Source organism: Cupriavidus sp. WS (assembly GCF_000395345.1).
Classification (GTDB): domain Bacteria; phylum Pseudomonadota; class Gammaproteobacteria; order Burkholderiales; family Burkholderiaceae; genus Cupriavidus; species Cupriavidus basilensis_B.
This window is the reverse complement of sequence record NZ_AQPL01000011.1, coordinates 1-17656: the sequence shown is the minus strand read 5'-3', so window position 1 is coordinate 17656 and position 17656 is coordinate 1. Positions and strand designations below refer to the sequence as shown.

The following is a 17656-nucleotide window of genomic DNA, read 5'->3' as shown; positions in this document are numbered from 1 at the left end:
TTCAAGCTATCGGAGATACGAAATGAGTATCGGAAATATTGTGCAGTGCATTGGCGCCGTGGTGGACATCGAGTTCCCCCGCGACGCGCTGCCGAAGGTGTACGAGGCGCTCGTGCTGGAAGACAGCAACGAAGCCTCGTTCGCCGAGAAGGGCCTGACCTTCGAAGTGCAGCAACAGCTCGGTGACGGCGTGGTCCGTACCATCGCCCTGGGTTCGTCGGACGGCCTGCGCCGCGGCATGTCGGTCAAGAGCACCGGCGCCCCGATCTCGGTGCCGGTCGGCCACGGCACGCTGGGCCGCATCATGGACGTGCTCGGCCGCCCCATCGACGAAGCCGGCCCGATCGCTTCGGACGAGAAGCGCTCGATCCACCAGAAGGCGCCGAAGTTCGACGAGCTGTCGCCTTCCGTGGACCTGCTCGAAACCGGCATCAAGGTGATCGACCTGGTGTGCCCGTTCGCCAAGGGCGGCAAGGTGGGCCTGTTCGGTGGCGCCGGCGTCGGCAAGACCGTGAACATGATGGAGCTCATCAACAACATCGCCAAGCAGCACAGCGGTCTGTCGGTGTTCGCCGGCGTGGGCGAGCGTACCCGTGAAGGGAACGACTTCTACCACGAAATGAAGGACTCGAACGTGCTCGACAAGGTGGCCATGGTGTTCGGCCAGATGAACGAGCCGCCGGGCAACCGTCTGCGCGTGGCGCTCTCCGGCCTGACCATGGCCGAGAAGTTCCGCGACGAAGGCCGCGACATCCTGTTCTTCGTCGACAACATCTACCGCTACACGCTGGCCGGTACCGAAGTGTCGGCACTGCTGGGCCGCATGCCTTCCGCCGTGGGCTACCAGCCGACGCTGGCCGAGGAAATGGGCAAGCTGCAGGAGCGCATCACCTCGACCAAGACCGGCTCGATCACCTCGATCCAGGCCGTGTACGTCCCTGCGGACGACTTGACCGACCCGTCGCCTGCCACCACCTTCCTGCACCTGGACTCGACCGTCGTGCTGTCGCGTGACATCGCCGCGCTGGGTATCTACCCCGCCGTCGACCCGCTCGACTCGACCTCGCGCCAGCTCGACCCGCAGGTCGTCGGCCAGGAACACTACGACGTGGCCCGCCGCGTGCAGCAGACGCTGCAGCGCTACAAGGAACTGCGCGACATCATCGCGATTCTGGGCATGGACGAACTGTCGCCGGAAGACAAGCAATCGGTGTCGCGCGCGCGGAAGATCCAGCGTTTCCTGTCGCAGCCCTTCCACGTCGCGGAAGTGTTCACGGGTTCGCCGGGCAAGTACGTGCCGCTCAAGGAAACCATCCGTGGTTTCAAGATGCTGGTGGACGGCGAATGCGATCACCTGCCCGAGCAGGCGTTCTACATGGTCGGTTCGATCGACGAAGCCTTCGAGAAGGCCAAGAAGCTCCAGTAAGCGGGGTCTTTCGCCTTCGCGCGGGCCCGCGCGCATGCCGTGGACGGGGATTGTCCGCGGCGCGCGCCGGCCGGAAGGTGGGAAACCTGCTTCCTGGCAACGGGAAGCCAACGCTTTCTGGAACAAAGGAATTCACATGGCAACCATTCTTGTAGACGTCGTCAGCGCCGAAGCGTCGATCTTCTCCGGCCAGGCGAAGTTCGTGGCGCTGCCGGGCGAGTCGGGCGAGCTGGGTATCCTGCCGGGCCATACGCCGCTGATCACGCGTATCCAGCCGGGCGCGGTGCGCATCGAGAAGGAAGACGGTAGCGAAGAGTTCGTGTTCGTGGCCGGCGGCATTCTCGAAGTGCAGCCCAAGCACGTGACCGTGCTGGCGGATACCGCCATTCGCGGCAGCGATCTCGACGAAGCCAAGGCGCAGGAAGCCAAGCGCGCGGCCGAGGAGCTGATGCAGAACCAGAGCAGCGACCTCGACCTGGCACGTGCCCAGAGCGAGCTGGCTGTTGCGGCTGCGCAACTGGCGGCCATCGCGCGCCTGCGCCGCAAGCGCTGAGCAACGCGGCACCGGGCGCAGTCCGCGACGGCTGTTGTTTTTTGGCTGTGGCGACAAAAAAAGGCAGCCGCGAGGCTGCCTTTTTTACGATGCTGCGACTATTCTGACGGCTCAGCACAAAAAAAAGCGCGCGGGCCGGGGAGGCACCGCGCGGACGGGAAAATCCCTTCGAGGGGTCAATTCGAAGGAACGGGTAAGGTCCAGGTCATTCAACAGGCGCCGGCCACTTTCCAGTCGGATCATCGCATCCGGCAAGGTGGTTCAGCATCCGGTCAGGCGGCACCGATCGCAATCAGACGATCCAGCCAGCCGGAACCGAAACGCGCCAACAATCTTCACAACCTGGTACACCGACCGCGGGCATGGCTCGCGATCCGGTCAAACTGGGTGGGAATTGCTTCCAAAGGCTTTCTTCACGACGCCCTCCCTTTCTGTTTGGGGGAGGGAACGCCTTTCACAAAAACTGATTGTGTTAAAGCATTGTGGGGGAAACTTTTGGCAATGGCAGTAACAAAATGTATCGGTTTGCAATAAGTTGAAAGCGCCGTAACCGAAACGTCGTTCAAATAGGCTTCATCGTCCGCATATTTCCGCCTTTGCCGCAAGGCGGCGGGAACACCACCGGGCGCCGCCGGTCCCATAGCTTTCGCTTGCCAGCCATCCGCGCCGCGGTCTGGCCGCCGACCGCCATGCCGCTTCCTTCCGCCATTCCCCCGCTTCGCCGTGAATGCGTACAAGTCCGAAATGGCCTTGTCCAGCTTGGCCTCGCCGCCGTTCTCGGCGCCTCGCCGCCGGCCTGCGCGCTGGCGCTTGCGGACGGGCCGCCGGCCATCGCCGGCACCTTCTGGCAGGGCGAGCCCGGCGAGTCCGGGCAGGTTTCGCTGACGCTATTTCCGCGTCCCGGCACCGAGATGGTCGAAGGAACCCTTCGTTACGATTCAAGGCTCGCGGCCACCCCGCGTCAACTGGATGGCCAATTGACAGCCGACGGCCGCCTGAGCCTGCGCGAGCGCGACGCGCCGCCGGCCGCTGCCAGCGATGCGCAGGCATCCGGCAACGTTCGCTTCGAGGGGGCCGTCGCCGCCGACGGGCGCACCGCCACCGGCGTGTGGACCGGCGCGGACGGCAGCGCCAGGCAGTTGATGCTCACGCGCACGGCGGTCTATCGCGAGCGCGTGGCGGAGGTGGGCGGCGCGCGCTTCGCCGAGCGCTACCCGGAAACCGGCAGCGCGGCCGTCGACGCGCTGATCGCCTCGCTGCGCGCCGGCGGCTGCGGCGAGGGCGGGCTCGAATGCCGCAGCGCCGTCGAGCTGGCGACGCTGGACGCCGGCGTGGTCAGCCTGCTGCGCACCACCTGGCGCTACAGCGGCGGCGCCCACGGCAGCCTGGACTACGCCGGCGGCACGTGGCGCCGCGATGACGCCGCAGCGGCCTCCGCCGCCGGCGCCGAGGCCGCCTACGTGCCGGTGCGGCTCGCCGACCTGCTGGCGCCCGGCAAGGCCTGCCTGCAGAAGCTCAACGCGGAACTGGAGGCGTCGCTGCGGCAGCAGGGCGCCGCCGACCCGGAGCGCGGCCTGCTCGACGAGGCGGCCCTGCACGACGCGCGCGCGCCCTTCACCCTGTACCGCGGCGGCGTGGTGCTGCACTATGCGCCCTATGCCGTGGGCCCGTTCGCCAAGGGCGCCTACCGGGCCGCGGTGCCGTTCGCGCGGCTGGGCGCCTGCGCTCGCCCGTCCGGCGAGAGCCGCGGCAGAATCCCCGAACCCGAACAGAAGGAAGCACGCACGTGAGCGAGATGCAGACCGCCATCCAGGGCATGCTGGCGATGAAGACCGTCGCCGTGGCAGGCCTGTCCGACAATCCCGGCCGCGCCAGCCACGAGGTGGCGGCTTTCATGCAGGCGCGCGGCTACCGCATCGTGCCGGTCAATCCGCGCCACGCCGGCACGCTGATCCTGGGCCAGCCCTGCCACGCCAGCCTGGCCGACGCGGCGCGCGCGCTGGCCGCCGAAGGGCAGCGCATCGACTGGGTCGACATCTTCCGCCGCGCCGAGGACGTGCCGCCGGTGGTCGCGGACGCCATCGCCATCGGCGCGCGCGGCGTCTGGCTGCAGCTCGGCATCGTCAACGACGAAGCGTTCGACCGCGCCCGCGCCGCCGGCCTGCTGGCGGTGCAGGACCGCTGCGTCAAGATCGAGCTGATGCGATCGAGCTGACGCGCGCGCCCGCCTGAACACCCCGGACACCCCGAGCGCCCCGGACACCCGAACCCGCGAACGCCGCTACACTGCGGGATTGCGCAGCGCCGCCGCGGCATGCGCAGTTCCGACCCGACCGAACCCGTCTCATCCCGACATGGCCATCGACCCCCAGATCCTCGACTACTACCGCCGCCTCGCCGAACGCTATGCCGGGCAGCCCGCGCCGGCCGACGCCGCCGCGCGCCGCGCGCGCTTCGCCGAGATCGCGGCGCTCTCGCTCGCGCCGGAGCCCGAGGGCATCGTCGCCACCGACCTCGCCATCCCGCTGGACGGGCGCACGCTGGCGGCCCGCCTGTTCCGGCCCGAGGGCGTGGCCGAGCCGCGCCTGATCGTCTACTTCCACGGCGGCGGCTGGGTGGTCGGCTCGCACGACACCCATCACAGCGTGGCCGCGCTGCTGGCCGCCGACACCGGCTGCGCCGTGGCCAGCGTCGACTACCGCCTGGCGCCCGAGCATCCGTTCCCCGCGCCGTGCGACGACGCGCTGCATTCCGTGCTGTGGTTCGCCGAGCAGCGCGCCCGCCTGCGCCTCGACACCCGCTTCCTGGCCGTGGCCGGCGACAGCGCCGGCGGCCACCTCGCGGCGCAGGCCGCGCGCTGGGCCAACGCGCACGGCCATCCCGGGCTGGTCAATGCGCAACTGCTGATCTACCCCGTCACCGCGCCCGCGCTCACCACCGAAAGCTATCGCGCGTTCGCCGACGGCCCGGGCCTCACGCGCGACGAGATGGCGTGGTTCTGGACCCAGTTCATCGGCGAGCAGCAGCTCGCCGCGGGCGCGGCCATCGAGGACACGCGCATCCACCTGATGGGCGCCGCGCCGCGCCACCTGCCGCCGGCCAGCGTGGTCCTGGTGGCCGCCCACGACGTGCTGCGCGACGACGGCCTGGCCTACGCCGACTACCTGGTGCGCTACGGCGCGCCGGTCATCACGCTCGAAGCCAGCGGCATGACGCACGGCTTCGCGCGGCTGCAGCCCGAGGCGCCGCGCGCGCGCGAATGGATGCGCCGCGCCGCGCAGGCGTTCAGGGAACTGGCCGACGACATTTGACGGCAGCGCGCCGACGGCACCGTGTTGACGCCGCCGCCTTGACGGCAGCGCGCCGGCGCCACCCGGCCATCCCTTAGAATGGCGGTCTTACGAGGATGACCATGACCGCACTGCAGAACGACACCTTCCTGCGCGCACTGCGCCGGCAGCCTACCGAGTACACCCCGCTGTGGCTGATGCGCCAGGCTGGCCGCTACCTGCCCGAGTACAACGCCACGCGCGCGCGCGCCGGCAGCTTCCTGGGCCTGGCCAAGAACCCGGCCTACGCCACCGAGGTCACTCTGCAGCCGCTCGAGCGCTACCCGCTCGACGCGGCCATCCTCTTTTCCGACATCCTCACCGTGCCCGACGCGATGGGCCTGGGCCTGTCGTTCGCGCAGGGCGAAGGCCCGCGCTTCGCCCATCCGCTGCGCACCGAGGGCGACGTGATGAAGCTGGCGGTGCCCGACATGGCCTCGCTGCGCTACGTGTTCGACGCGGTCGGCGAGATCCGCCGCGCGCTGGTGCAGGACGGCCGCCAGCGCGTGCCGCTGATCGGCTTCTCGGGCAGCCCCTGGACGCTGGCCTGCTACATGGTCGAAGGCGCCGGCTCGGCGGATTTCCGCACCGTCAAGAGCATGATGTACGGCCGCCCGGACCTGATGCACCGCATCCTCGGCATCAACGCGCAGGCGGTGTCCGCCTATCTGAACGCGCAGATCGAGGCCGGCGCGCAGGCCGTGATGCTGTTCGACACCTGGGGCGGCACGCTCGCCGACGGCATGTACCAGGCCTTCTCGCTGGCCTACATGCGCCAGGTGGTGGCCGGCCTGAAGCGCGAGCACGACGGGCAACAGGTGCCGGTGATCGTGTTCACCAAGGGCGGCGGCCTGTGGCTGGAAGAACTGGCCGGCATCGGCGCCGACGCGCTCGGCCTGGACTGGACCGTCAACCTGCAGCAGGCGCGCCGCCGCACCGGCGGGCAGGTCGCCCTGCAGGGCAATATCGATCCCAATGTGCTGTTCGCGCCGGAAGCGGCCATCCGCGCGCAGGTGCGCGGCGTGCTCGACAGCTACGCCGCCGGCGGCGGCAGCGACGGCCACGTGTTCAACCTGGGCCACGGCATTTCGCAGTTCACGCCGCCGGAGAACGTGACGGTGCTGGTGGACGAGGTGCATCGCTACAGCCGCCACCTGCGCAGCGCCGCCAGGTGACAGGCCAGGTGGCACGCGGCGCATGCGCTCGCGCTGGCCGGCGCGGGCGGGCTGTGCGGCGCAGCGAGCGTGGCGGCTGCGCCGCGCTGGTGAATCCGGGTGGCGCGGGAGGCTGGCACGAAGCGCTGTCAAGTAAACTATTTTGCAATATTTCGCCCTTTCGGTGCCGCTTCGCGCTTGTCAAGGCTTGACTTATGCACATCAATGGGTTTTCCGCAGTGCAAGAGGGGGTTAGTCCCTAACTCATCTGAGGGAGGTCCGCAAGTCCTTGATTTACAAGGCTTTGCATCTGGTCAAGTGCGCGGCCGAATGCCCGTGGGAGCCTTGATTTACGGGGCTTGGCGGGAACGCCGGACGAGTTTTCAACAAAGTTATCCACAGGCACTGTGCGCAAGCGGGAAAAGCGGCCATCTATCATCGACTTAGGGGCACATTTGAAGCGTTACTTTAAGTTGATGTTGCGCCGCACACTTAATTTGTCCGGCATGCGGCCCGGCCCTGTCCTGCACTTGCATTGGGCCGGCCCGTCCGCGCCGCTGCCCCATTCTGGGCCGTACCCAGTGCTGCGCGCCGGAGCGGCATCGTGAACGCGCCCGCGCATCCCGGCGCCGCCGCGCCGACGCCGATGCCGGAGGACGCGGACGCCGCGCCGCTGGCCGTCGTGCGGGTGGCGCTAGATACACCCGCCGACGACGTCTTCGACTATCTCGCCCCGCCCGAGGTGCAGCCGGGCGACCTCGTCACCGTGCCGTTCGGCCGCCGCCTGCTGGTCGGCGTGGCCGTCATGCGCGCCACCCGGTCGGACGTGCCGCCGGAGCGCCTGCGCCCGGTCGCGCAGCGGCTGGACTGGCTGCCGCCGCTGGGCGCGCACTGGATCGCGCTGGCCCGCTTCGCCGCGCTCTACTACCACCGCTGCCTCGGCGAAGTCATGCTGCCGGCGCTGCCGCCGGGCCTGCGCGAGGCCGAGAGCTGGCCGCGCCTGGCGCAGCGCGCGCGCAGCGAGCATTACCGCGTGGTGCCGGGCCAGGCGGCGGCGCTGCTGGCCGCGGTGCCGGCGCGCGCGCGCACGGTGCTGGCGCTGGCCCAGGCGCTGGTGGCGGCCGGTGAGCAGGGCGGGGCGGTTTCCGCCGCCGCGGCGCGTACCCTTTGCAGCGCCGCGCCGGCCCGCCTGGCCGAGTGGCTGGCGGCCGGCTGGGTCGGCGCGGAGGCTGCCGACCAGCCGCTGCTGGCGGTCGCGCCGGACGCCGCGCCCTCGGCCGCGCCGCCGCTGCACGAGGAGCAGCGCGCCGCCGTGGAGGCGATCGGCCAGGCGCGGGGTTTTGCCCCGTTCCTGCTGCACGGCGTGACCGGCAGCGGCAAGACCGAGGTCTACCTGCACGCGATGGCCGAGGTGCTGGCGCGCGACCCGCGCGTCCAGGTGCTGATGCTGGTGCCCGAAATCAACCTGACGCCGCAGCTGCAGGGCCGCATCGCCGCGCGCTTCCCGCACCTGCCGCTGGCGGTGCTGCACAGCGGCCTGGCCGACCAGGAGCGCACGCTGCAATGGCTGGCCGCCCACCGCGGCGAGGCGCGCATCGTGCTCGGCACGCGCATGGCGGTGATGGCCTCGCTGCCGCACCTCGCGCTGGTGGTGGTCGACGAGGAGCACGACACCTCCTACAAGCAGCAGGAAGGCCTGCGCTACTCCGCGCGCGACCTGTCGGTGTGGCGCGCCAAGCAGCTCGGCATCCCGGTGGTGCTGGGCTCGGCCACGCCGTCGATGGAATCGTGGTGGCGCGCCGAGCAGGGCGCCTACCGCAAGCTGGTGCTGCGCGAGCGCGCCCAGGCCGACGCGGCGCTGCCCACCGTGCGCCTGGTCGACCTGAACCAGGAGCGCCAGCGCCAGCGCGCGCTCTACGAAGGGCTCTCGGTGCCGCTGCTGAGCGCCATCGAGGCGCGCCTGGCGCGCGGCGAGCAGAGCCTGCTGTTCCTCAACCGGCGCGGCTACGCCCCGGTGCTGGCGTGCGGCAGCTGCGGCTGGCTGTCGGGCTGCCCGCGCTGCTCGGCCTACCTGGTGCTGCACCGGCCCGAGCGCCGGCTGCGCTGCCACCATTGCGGGCTGGAGGCGCCGGTACCCCATCACTGCCCGGACTGCGGCGACGTGGACATCGCGCCGCTCGGACGCGGCACGCAGCGCATCGAGGAAGCGCTGGCGGCGCGTTTCCCGCAGGCCCGCATCGCCCGCATCGACGCCGACTCCACGCGCCGCAAGGGCAGCGCGCAGGCCATGTTCGACGAGGTCCACGCCGGCGAGGTCGACATCCTGGTCGGCACGCAGATGGTGGCCAAGGGCCACGACTTCCAGCGCGTCACGCTGGTCGGCATCGTCCACCCGGACGCCGCCATGTTCAGCCACGACTTCCGCGCCGCCGAGCACCTGTTCGCCTCGCTGATGCAGGTCGCCGGGCGCGCCGGGCGCGCCGGGCTGGCCGGCGAGGTGCTGATCCAGACCCGCTACCCGGACGCTTCGGCATTGCAGGCGCTGGTGCGCCATGACTATGATGGATTCGCGGCCGCGCAGCTGCGCGAGCGGCGCCAGGCCGGGTTGCCCCCGTTCGCCTACCAGGTGCTGGTCACAGCGGAACACGCCCAGCTGGAGCGCGCGCTGGCCTTCCTGCAGAGCGCGCGCGACCGCGCCGACGCCGGCCGCATGGCGCCCGAGGTGCAACTCCACGACCCGGTGCCGATGTCGATGGTGCGCGTGGCCAACCGCGAGCGCGCGCAGATGCTGGTGGAAAGCACCTCGCGCGCCGCGCTGCAACGATTTGTCAGCGAGTGGGTACGGACTTTCGGCGACGCGCTGGCCGACGCCAAGGGCGTGAGGTGGCAACTGGAGATCGACCCGCTGCGGATCTGAACGGCATCGCGGCGGCGCTTGCGGCACGGGGTTGGTGCAACCCATGACCCGGTTTATGGCTGGTGGTTGTACCTAGTTGCACCTTTGCTTTCCCCGGGAGTATGATCGCGCCAACCCGCGGGCGTTCCGGGAGTTTCGGCGCCTTGCATCCGCATCCTTCGGAGAATCAAGCGCATGGCCACCACCACCCTCGGCGTCAAGCTCGACGACGCCGCCCGCGAGCGCCTCAAGCGCGTCGCCCAGTCGATCGACCGCACGCCGCACTGGCTCATCAAGCAAGCCATCTTCACCTACCTGGAGCAGGTCGAGCGTGGCCAGCAGCCCGCCGAAGCCGGCGCCGCCGGCAGCCCCGCCGAGGGCGCGGCCGACGGCGCGGACGGCTTCGACGCCGCCGCCACCGAAGGCGCGCCGCAGCCCTTCCTCGAGTTCGCCCAGAGCGTGCAGCCGCAGTCCGTGCTGCGCGCGGCCATCACCGCCGCCTACCGCCGCCCCGAGACCGAGTGCGTGCCGGTGCTGCTGGAGCAGGCCCGGCTGCCGCAGGCGCAGGCCGGGGCCGCGCTGGACATGGCCCGCACGCTGGCCACCCGGCTGCGCGAGCGCAAGGTCGGCACCGGCCGCGAAGGGCTGGTGCAGGGCCTGATCCAGGAGTTCTCGCTGTCGTCGCAGGAAGGCGTGGCGCTGATGTGCCTGGCCGAGGCGCTGCTGCGCATCCCCGACAAGGCCACGCGCGACGCGCTGATCCGCGACAAGATCAGCGGCGCCAACTGGCAGTCGCACCTGGGCCAGAGCCCGTCGCTGTTCGTCAACGCCGCCACCTGGGGCCTGCTGCTGACCGGCCGGCTGGTCGCCACCCACACCGAGGCCGGCCTCTCCAAGGCCCTGACCCGCATCATCGGCAAGGGCGGCGAGCCGCTCATCCGCAAGGGCGTGGACATGGCCATGCGCCTGATGGGCGAGCAGTTCGTCACCGGCGAGACCATTTCCGAGGCGCTCGCCAACGCGCGCAAGTACGAGGCCGAAGGCTTCCGCTACTCCTACGACATGCTCGGCGAAGCCGCCATGACCGAGGAAGACGCCGTGCGTTACCTGGCCTCCTACGAGCAGGCCATCCACGCCATCGGCCAGGCCTCGCGCGGGCGCGGCATCTACGAAGGCCCCGGCATCTCGATCAAGCTCTCGGCGCTGCACCCGCGCTACAGCCGCGCCCAGCACGAGCGCGTGGTCGGCGAGCTGTACGGCCGCCTCAAGTCGCTCACGCTGCTGGCGCGCCGCTACGACATCGGCATCAACATCGACGCCGAGGAAGCCGACCGCCTCGAGATCTCGCTGGACCTGCTCGAGCGCCTGTGCTTCGAGCCCGAGCTGGCCGGCTGGAACGGCGTCGGCTTCGTGGTGCAGGGCTACCAGAAGCGCTGCCCGTTCGTGATCGACTACCTGATCGACCTGGCCCGCCGCAGCCGCCACCGCCTGATGATCCGCCTGGTCAAGGGCGCCTACTGGGACAGCGAGATCAAGCGCGCCCAGGTCGATGGCCTGGAGGGCTACCCGGTCTACACGCGCAAGGTCTACACCGACGTGTCCTACGTGGCCTGCGCGCGCAAGCTGCTGTCGGTGCCGGACGCGATCTACCCGCAGTTCGCCACCCACAACGCGCACACGCTGGCGGCCATCTACCAGATCGCCGGCCACAACTACTATCCCGGCCAGTACGAGTTCCAGTGCCTGCACGGCATGGGCGAGCCGCTCTACGACCAGGTGGTCGGGCCGCTGGCCGACGGCAAGTACAACCGCCCGTGCCGCATCTACGCGCCGGTCGGCACGCACGAGACGCTGCTGGCCTACCTGGTGCGCCGCCTGCTGGAAAACGGCGCCAACACCTCGTTCGTCAACCGCATCGCCGACGACACCATCTCGCTCGACGAACTGGTGGCCGACCCGGTCGCCGTGGTCGAGCGCATGAACGCCGAGGAAGGCGCGCTCGGCCTGCCGCACCCGCGCATCCCGCAGCCGCGCACGCTGTACGGCGAGTCGCGCGCCAATTCCGCCGGCATCGACCTGTCCAACGAGCATCGCCTGGCCTCGCTGTCGTCGGCGCTGCTGGCCGGCACCAGCGAGAGCGTCGCCGCCGTGCCGCTGCTCGGCGCCGAGGTGGCGCCGGGCGCGCCGGCCAACCCGCCCGCGCCGGTGCGCAACCCGGCCGACCTGCGCGACATCGTCGGCTATGTCACCGAGGCCGGCATGGCCGAGGTGGAAGCCGCGCTGCAGGCCGCCGTCAACGCCGCGCCGATCTGGCAGGCCACGCCGGCCGACGTGCGCGCCGCCGCGCTCGAGCGCGCCGCCGAGCTGATGGAAGCGCAGATGCAGTCGCTGATGGGCATCATCGTGCGCGAAGCCGGCAAGACCTTCGCCAACGCCATCGCCGAGGTGCGCGAGGCGGTGGACTTCCTGCGCTACTACGCCGCCCAGGTGCGCGCGACCTTCTCCGGCGACACCCACCGCCCGCTCGGGCCGGTGGTCTGCATCAGCCCGTGGAATTTCCCGCTGGCCATCTTCACCGGCCAGGTCGCGGCCGCGCTGGCCGCCGGCAACACCGTGCTGGCCAAGCCCGCCGAGCAGACCCCGCTGATCGCCGCGCAGGCCGTGCGCCTGCTGCGCGAGGCCGGCGTGCCGGCCGGCGCGCTGCAACTGCTGCCGGGCCGCGGCGAGACCGTGGGCGCGGCGCTGGTCGGCGACGCCCGCGTCAAGGGCGTGATGTTCACCGGCTCCACCGAGGTGGCGCGCCTGCTGCAACGCAGCGTGGCCGGGCGCCTCGACGCCGCCGGCCGGCTGGTGCCGCTGATCGCCGAGACCGGCGGCCAGAACGCCATGATTGTCGACTCCTCGGCGCTGGCCGAGCAGGTGGTCGGCGACGTGGTCGGCTCGGCCTTCGACTCGGCCGGCCAGCGCTGCTCCGCGCTGCGCGTGCTGTGCCTGCAGGAAGACGTGGCCGACCGCGTGCTGGCCATGCTCAAGGGCGCCATGAACGAGCTCGGCATGGGCAACCCGGACCGCCTGTCCACCGATGTCGGCCCGGTCATCGACGAGGAAGCGCGCGGCAACATCGTGCGCCACATCGAAGCCATGCGCGCCAAGGGCCGCCGCATCCACCAGGCCGCGCGCGGCGAGGCCGGGGACGCCGCCACGCGCCACGGCACCTTCGTGCCGCCCACGCTGATCGAGCTCGACAGCATCGAGGAGCTGCAGCGCGAGGTGTTCGGCCCGGTGCTGCACGTGGTGCGCTACCAGCGCACCGCCCTGGGCGCGCTGCTGGACCAGATCAACGCCACCGGCTACGGCCTCACGATGGGCATCCACACGCGCATCGACGAGACCATCGCCGCCATCGTCGAGCGCGCCCACGTGGGCAACCTGTACGTCAACCGCAACATCGTCGGCGCGGTGGTCGGCGTGCAGCCGTTCGGCGGCGAGGGCCTGTCCGGCACCGGCCCCAAGGCCGGCGGCCCGCTCTACCTGCACCGCCTGCTGTCGGTCTGCCCGCAGGACGCGGTCACGCGCGTGGTGCGCGCCGCCGACGTGGCGGGCGGCACGGGCGAGGCCGGCCCGACGCGCGCCGCGGTGAGCGACGCGCTGGCGGCGCTGGGCGAATGGGCCGGGCGCGAAAGCGCCGCGCTGCCCGGCCTGGCCGCCGTGTGCGAGCGCTTCGCCGCGGCGTCGCCGGCGGGCCTGTCGGTGACGCTGCCGGGCCCCACCGGCGAGCGCAACACCTACACGCTGCTGCCGCGCGCCGCGGTGCTGTGCCTGGCCCGGCACGAGGCCGACCTGGCGGTGCAGCTGGCGGCCGTGCTGGCCGCCGGCAGCCAGGCGGTGTGGCCGGACGAGCCGCACGCGCGCGCGCTGTCGGCGCGGCTGCCGAAGGCAGTACAATCGCGCGTCCGCCTGGTGCCCGACTGGGCCGCCGGCGACGCCGCGTTCGATGCCGTGCTGCACCACGGCGATTCCGACCAGCTGCGCGCGGTCAGCGAGCAGCTGGCCTCGCGCCCCGGCCCGATCGTCTCGGTCCAGGGCCTGGCGCACGGTGAGCCGAATGTGGCCATCGAGCGTTTGCTGATCGAGCGTTCGCTGTCCGTCAATACGGCGGCGGCGGGCGGCAATGCCAGTTTGATGACGATCGGCTGACCGGCCGGACGTCGTTCGAAGGGACGCGAGGCAGCGGTGATCCCGCAGGTCTCGCGTATGACAATAGGGGAGCGTTTCGCGCCGCACCCGGACGCATCCAGAAACGCTGCAAAAGGCTGAAGCCACCAAGGAGAACTGATGAACTCGACTTTCCACAAGACGGCCCTGACCGTTGCCCTGTCCATCGCCGGCGTCTGCGCCAGCTCGGCCGCCTTCGCCCAGGCCCAGGAAATCAAGCTCGGCTTCGCCGCGCCGATGACCGGCGGGCAGGCGCAATACGGCAAGGACATGCAGAACGGCGTGGTCCTCGCGATCGAGGAAATGAACGCCACCAAGCCGAAGATCGGCGGCAAGGAGGTCAAGTTCGTACTGCTTTCCGAGGACGACCAGGCCGATCCCAAGACCGGCTCGGTGGTGGCGCAGAAGCTGGTCGACGGCGGCATCCAGGGCATGCTCGGCCACTTCAACTCCGGCACCAGCATCCCGGCGTCGACGGTCTACAACCGCGCCGGCATCCCGCAGATCGCGATGGCGACGGCGCCCGAATACACCCGCCAGGGCTTCAAGACCACCTTCCGCATGATGACCTCCGACACCCAGCAGGGTTCGGTGATCGGCGCCTTCGTGGTGAAGAAGCTCGGCGCCAAGAACATCGCCATCGTCGACGACCGCACCGCCTACGGCCAGGGCCTGGCCGACGAGTTCGAGAAGGCCGCGCGCGCCGCCGGCGGCAAGATCGTGCGCCGCGAGTACACCAACGACAAGGCGGTGGACTTCAAGGCCGTGCTGACCAACATCAAGCGCAGCAGCCCGGACGTGATCTTCTACGGCGGCGCCGAGACCCAGTCCGCGCCGATGGCCAAGCAGGTCAAGGAACTCGGCATGAAGTCGCCGCTGGTGTCGGGCGAAATGTCGAAGACCGACAACTTCCTCAAGCTGGCCGGCCCGGCTGCCGAAGGCACCGTGGTGTCGCTGGCCGGCCTGCCGCTGGAGCAGATGCCCGGCGGCACCGCCTACGAGCAGAAGTACGAGAAGCGCTTCGGCGGCAAGGTGCAGACCTACTCGCCCTACGCCTACGACGGCGCCACCGCGATGATGACCGCCATGATCAAGGCCGGCTCGGCCGACCCGGCGCGCTACCTGCCGGTGCTGGCCGCCACCAGCATGCAGGGCGTCACCACCAAGACCCTGGCCTACGACGCGCGCGGCGACCTCAAGGACGGCGGCATCACCGTCTACAAGGTGGTCGGCGGCAAGTGGACCGTGCTGGAGACGGTCGGCGGCAAGTAAGCCAGCCTGCCCCGCCCGGCACGCAAGGCGCCACCTTCGGGTGGCGCTTTTTCTTGCGCGCCCGGCTCTTGCGCGCCCGCCACAATGTCTCGCAGGCACAACATGGCGTGCCGCCACCATTTCCATCCTGCCGGATTGCCGCTTAATGTTGCGTTTGCTGCGCACAGGAGCGCCGCCACCAGCAAGACCGGAACATGGAACCCAAGCACACCATCATCGGCATCGACCTCGGCACCACCAACAGCCTGGCCGCGGTCTGGCGCGACGGACACGCGCAGATCATTCCCAATTCGCTCGGCAAGCGCCTCACGCCGTCCTGCGTGAGCGTGCTCGAGGACGGCGCCATCGTGGTCGGCGAGCCCGCGCGCGACCGCCTGCTGACCCATCCCGCGCACAGCGCCGCGCTGTTCAAGCGCCACATGGGTACCGCGCGCGCCACCGCGCTGGGCGAGCGGCGCTACCGGCCGGAGGAACTGTCGTCGTTCCTGCTGCGCGCGCTCAAGGCCGACGCCGAGGCCTGGCTCGGCACGCCGGTGGACGAGGCGGTGATCACCGTGCCGGCCTATTTCAGCGACGCCCAGCGCCGCGCCACGCGCGTGGCCGGCGAGCTGGCCGGCCTGCGCGTGGAGCGCCTGCTCAACGAGCCGACCGCCGCGGCGCTGGCCTACGGCCTGCAGCAGAAGCAGGAAAGCCGCTTCCTGGTGTTCGACCTGGGCGGCGGCACCTTCGATGTCTCGGTGCTGGAACTGTTCGACAACGTGATGGAGGTGCGCGCCTCGGCCGGCGACAACTTCCTCGGCGGCGAGGACTTCGTCGGCGCGCTGATGCGCGCGTTCAGCCGCGACAGCGGCCTCGACGCCCACCTCGCGGCGCGCGGCGCCTTCGCCGGCGACGAGCAGCCCGAGCGCTGGCCCGCGGCACTGCGCGAGCGCGTGCGCAACGCCGCCGAAAGCGCCAAGCGGGCGCTCGGCGAGGCCGCCAGCGTGGCCATGTCGGTGGAATGGGACGAGCGCGCGTTCGCCGCCGCCGTGACCCAGGAAGGCTTCGCCGAGCTCAGCGCGCCGCTGCTCGAGCGCCTGCGCAAGCCCATCGAGCAGGCCATGCGCGACGCGCGCATCCGCCCGGCCGAGCTCGACAGCGTGGTGCTGGCCGGCGGCGCCACCCGCATGCCGCTGGTGCGCCGGCTGGTGAGCCGCATGTTCGGCCGCTTTCCCGTCACCGAGCTGCATCCCGACGAAGTGGTGGCGCTCGGCGCGGCCGTGCAGGCCGGCCTGAAGGCGCGCGACGCGGCGCTCGACGAAGTCGTCATGACCGACGTCGCGCCGTACTCGCTGGGCATCGAGACCAGCCGGCGGGTCGGCCCGGAGGGGTTCACGCACGGCCATTACCAGCCCGTGATCGACCGCAACTCGGTGGTGCCGGTGAGCCGCGTCGAGCGCATCCACCCGCTCGCCGACAAGCAGGAAGTGCTGGCCCTGCGCGTGTTCCAGGGCGAGGGGCGGATGGTGGCCGAGAACGTCTTCCTCGGCGAGATCGCCGTGCCGCTGCCGCGCCTGAGCGCGGCCGAGTCCGGCGTGGACGTGCGCTTCACCTACGACGTCAACGGCATCCTCGAAGTGCAGGCCACCGTGGTGGCCACCAACACCGCGCACCGCATCGTGATCCAGGAAAACCCCGGCGTGCTGAGCGACGAGGAAGTGGCCGGGCGCCTGGCCGCGCTCGCCGAGATCAAGATCCACCCGCGCGACCAGGCCGAGAACGCGCAGCTGGTGGCGCGCGCCGACCGCCTCTACCAGCAGTGCCTGGGCCACGAACGCGAGCAGATCAGCGGCGCGCTGGCGCAGTTCCAGGCCGCGCTGGAAGCGCAGGACGGCGAGCGCATCCGCGCGCTGCGCGCGCCCATCCGGCGCCTGCTCGACTCGCTCGACACCCAGCTCTGGGACTGACCGGCCCGCACATTCGCCCGCACATTCGCTTACCCGCGTACCTTCTCCGCTCTCCGCTCCATGCACTGGCAAGTCCTGCAACTGGCGCCGACCACCGATGCGCGCCGCATCCGCTCCGCCTACGCCGCCCGCCTCAAGGTCACGCGCCCCGACGACGACGCCGAGGCCTTCCAGGCGCTGCGCGCCGCCTACGAGTTCGCGCTGGAATGGGCGCGCCATCACGCGCAGGACGAAGCAGCCGCGGACGCCGCCGGCACGCCCGATACCGCCGGTCCGGCGCTGGACGGCACGCCGGAGTCGCGCCCGCCGCAGGCCGGGGCCGCGCCGCCGTCGCCATCATCGCCACCGTCACCGCTGGTCAAGGCCGCCTCGCCGGTGCGCGGCAGCCTGCCGGCCATCGCTTTGCCGCCGCTGCCGGCGCCGCCGTCCGCGCTGCCCGATCCCGCCGAACTCGCGCAGGCGATGTGGGCGCGCCTGGCCGCCAGCTTCCCGCCGCCGCCGGACGCGCCCGCCGGCAGCCACGCCGGCCCCGACCGCGGCGAGCTGGCCGCGCAGTCGCTGCCGGTGGCCGAGGCGCTGCAACGCTGCCTGCGGGACGACGCCTTCGTCAGCATCGAGGCGCGCGACCGCTTCGAGTGGCTGGCGCTGCGCTACTGCGCGCGCGACGACGCCAGCCCGGCGGCGCGCGCGGCGCTGTTCGAGGGTTTCGGTTGGGAAGCGGAGTCGGCCCATCTGGCGCGGCGCGACGGCGCGCTGACCCGGCACGTCATCGCCCGCGCGCTGGCCGACCGGCAGTTCAGCTTCTTCCGCACCTACGCCAGGGGCTCGGCGGCGGCGCGGGCGCTGCTGGCGCCGCCGCCGGCCC

11 protein-coding genes are annotated in these 17656 nt (G+C 71.0%); all 11 read left to right on the top strand.

Annotated features, from left to right (window positions below):
- Positions 1-22: 22 nt before the first annotated feature.
- Positions 23-1426: a F0F1 ATP synthase subunit beta gene (gene atpD, locus K206_RS0100540; RefSeq protein ID WP_029043060.1), complete on the top strand. Its 1404-nt coding sequence runs from the start codon at positions 23-25 to the stop codon at positions 1424-1426.
- A gap of 136 nt (positions 1427-1562) precedes the next feature.
- Entirely contained in the window at positions 1563-1979 is a 417-nt protein-coding gene (locus K206_RS0100535; protein WP_020200453.1) for a F0F1 ATP synthase subunit epsilon, read from the top strand.
- A 689-nt stretch (positions 1980-2668) separates the two neighbouring features.
- Positions 2669-3769 (top strand): RsiV family protein, encoded by a 1101-nt coding sequence (locus K206_RS0100530; RefSeq protein WP_063826798.1) that lies wholly within the window; start codon positions 2669-2671, stop codon positions 3767-3769.
- A gap of 5 nt (positions 3770-3774) precedes the next feature.
- A complete protein-coding gene (locus K206_RS0100525) occupies positions 3775-4194 on the top strand; it encodes a CoA-binding protein (protein ID WP_043364957.1) in 420 nt (139 codons plus the stop codon).
- Positions 4195-4333: 139 nt separating this feature from the next.
- Positions 4334-5290, top strand: coding sequence for an alpha/beta hydrolase (locus K206_RS0100520; RefSeq protein ID WP_020200450.1), 957 nt, complete (start codon positions 4334-4336; stop codon positions 5288-5290).
- A 95-nt stretch (positions 5291-5385) separates the two neighbouring features.
- Positions 5386-6483 carry a uroporphyrinogen decarboxylase gene (hemE, locus tag K206_RS0100515; protein WP_020200449.1) on the top strand — a complete coding sequence of 366 codons (1098 nt, stop codon included), beginning with the start codon at positions 5386-5388 and terminating at the stop codon, positions 6481-6483.
- Between the two features lie 625 nt (positions 6484-7108).
- Positions 7109-9379: a primosomal protein N' gene (locus tag K206_RS0100510; RefSeq protein ID WP_029043059.1), complete on the top strand. Its 2271-nt coding sequence runs from the start codon at positions 7109-7111 to the stop codon at positions 9377-9379.
- A 174-nt stretch (positions 9380-9553) separates the two neighbouring features.
- Positions 9554-13555, top strand: a complete 4002-nt coding sequence (gene putA / locus K206_RS0100505; RefSeq protein WP_020200447.1) for a trifunctional transcriptional regulator/proline dehydrogenase/L-glutamate gamma-semialdehyde dehydrogenase — start codon at positions 9554-9556, stop codon at positions 13553-13555.
- Between the two features lie 138 nt (positions 13556-13693).
- Positions 13694-14845, top strand: coding sequence for a branched-chain amino acid ABC transporter substrate-binding protein (locus tag K206_RS0100500; RefSeq protein ID WP_020200446.1), 1152 nt, complete (start codon positions 13694-13696; stop codon positions 14843-14845).
- A gap of 194 nt (positions 14846-15039) precedes the next feature.
- Positions 15040-16791 (top strand): Hsp70 family protein, encoded by a 1752-nt coding sequence (locus tag K206_RS0100495; protein WP_020200445.1) that lies wholly within the window; start codon positions 15040-15042, stop codon positions 16789-16791.
- Positions 16792-16851: 60 nt separating this feature from the next.
- The coding region (locus K206_RS0100490) for a J domain-containing protein (RefSeq protein ID WP_020200444.1) at positions 16852-17656 on the top strand (805 nt) is incomplete at its 3' end.

Coding starts and splice junctions, on each gene's coding strand:
- hemE (WP_020200449.1), top strand. CDS start 5,386: ATGACCATGACCGCACTGCAGAACGACACCTTCCTGCGCGCACTGCGC.
- atpD (WP_029043060.1), top strand. CDS start 23: ATGAGTATCGGAAATATTGTGCAGTGCATTGGCGCCGTGGTGGACATC.
- K206_RS0100520 (WP_020200450.1), top strand. CDS start 4,334: ATGGCCATCGACCCCCAGATCCTCGACTACTACCGCCGCCTCGCCGAA.
- K206_RS0100535 (WP_020200453.1), top strand. CDS start 1,563: ATGGCAACCATTCTTGTAGACGTCGTCAGCGCCGAAGCGTCGATCTTC.
- K206_RS0100530 (WP_063826798.1), top strand. CDS start 2,669: ATGCCGCTTCCTTCCGCCATTCCCCCGCTTCGCCGTGAATGCGTACAA.
- putA (WP_020200447.1), top strand. CDS start 9,554: ATGGCCACCACCACCCTCGGCGTCAAGCTCGACGACGCCGCCCGCGAG.
- K206_RS0100500 (WP_020200446.1), top strand. CDS start 13,694: ATGAACTCGACTTTCCACAAGACGGCCCTGACCGTTGCCCTGTCCATC.
- K206_RS0100525 (WP_043364957.1), top strand. CDS start 3,775: ATGCAGACCGCCATCCAGGGCATGCTGGCGATGAAGACCGTCGCCGTG.
- K206_RS0100495 (WP_020200445.1), top strand. CDS start 15,040: ATGGAACCCAAGCACACCATCATCGGCATCGACCTCGGCACCACCAAC.
- K206_RS0100510 (WP_029043059.1), top strand. CDS start 7,109: ATGCCGGAGGACGCGGACGCCGCGCCGCTGGCCGTCGTGCGGGTGGCG.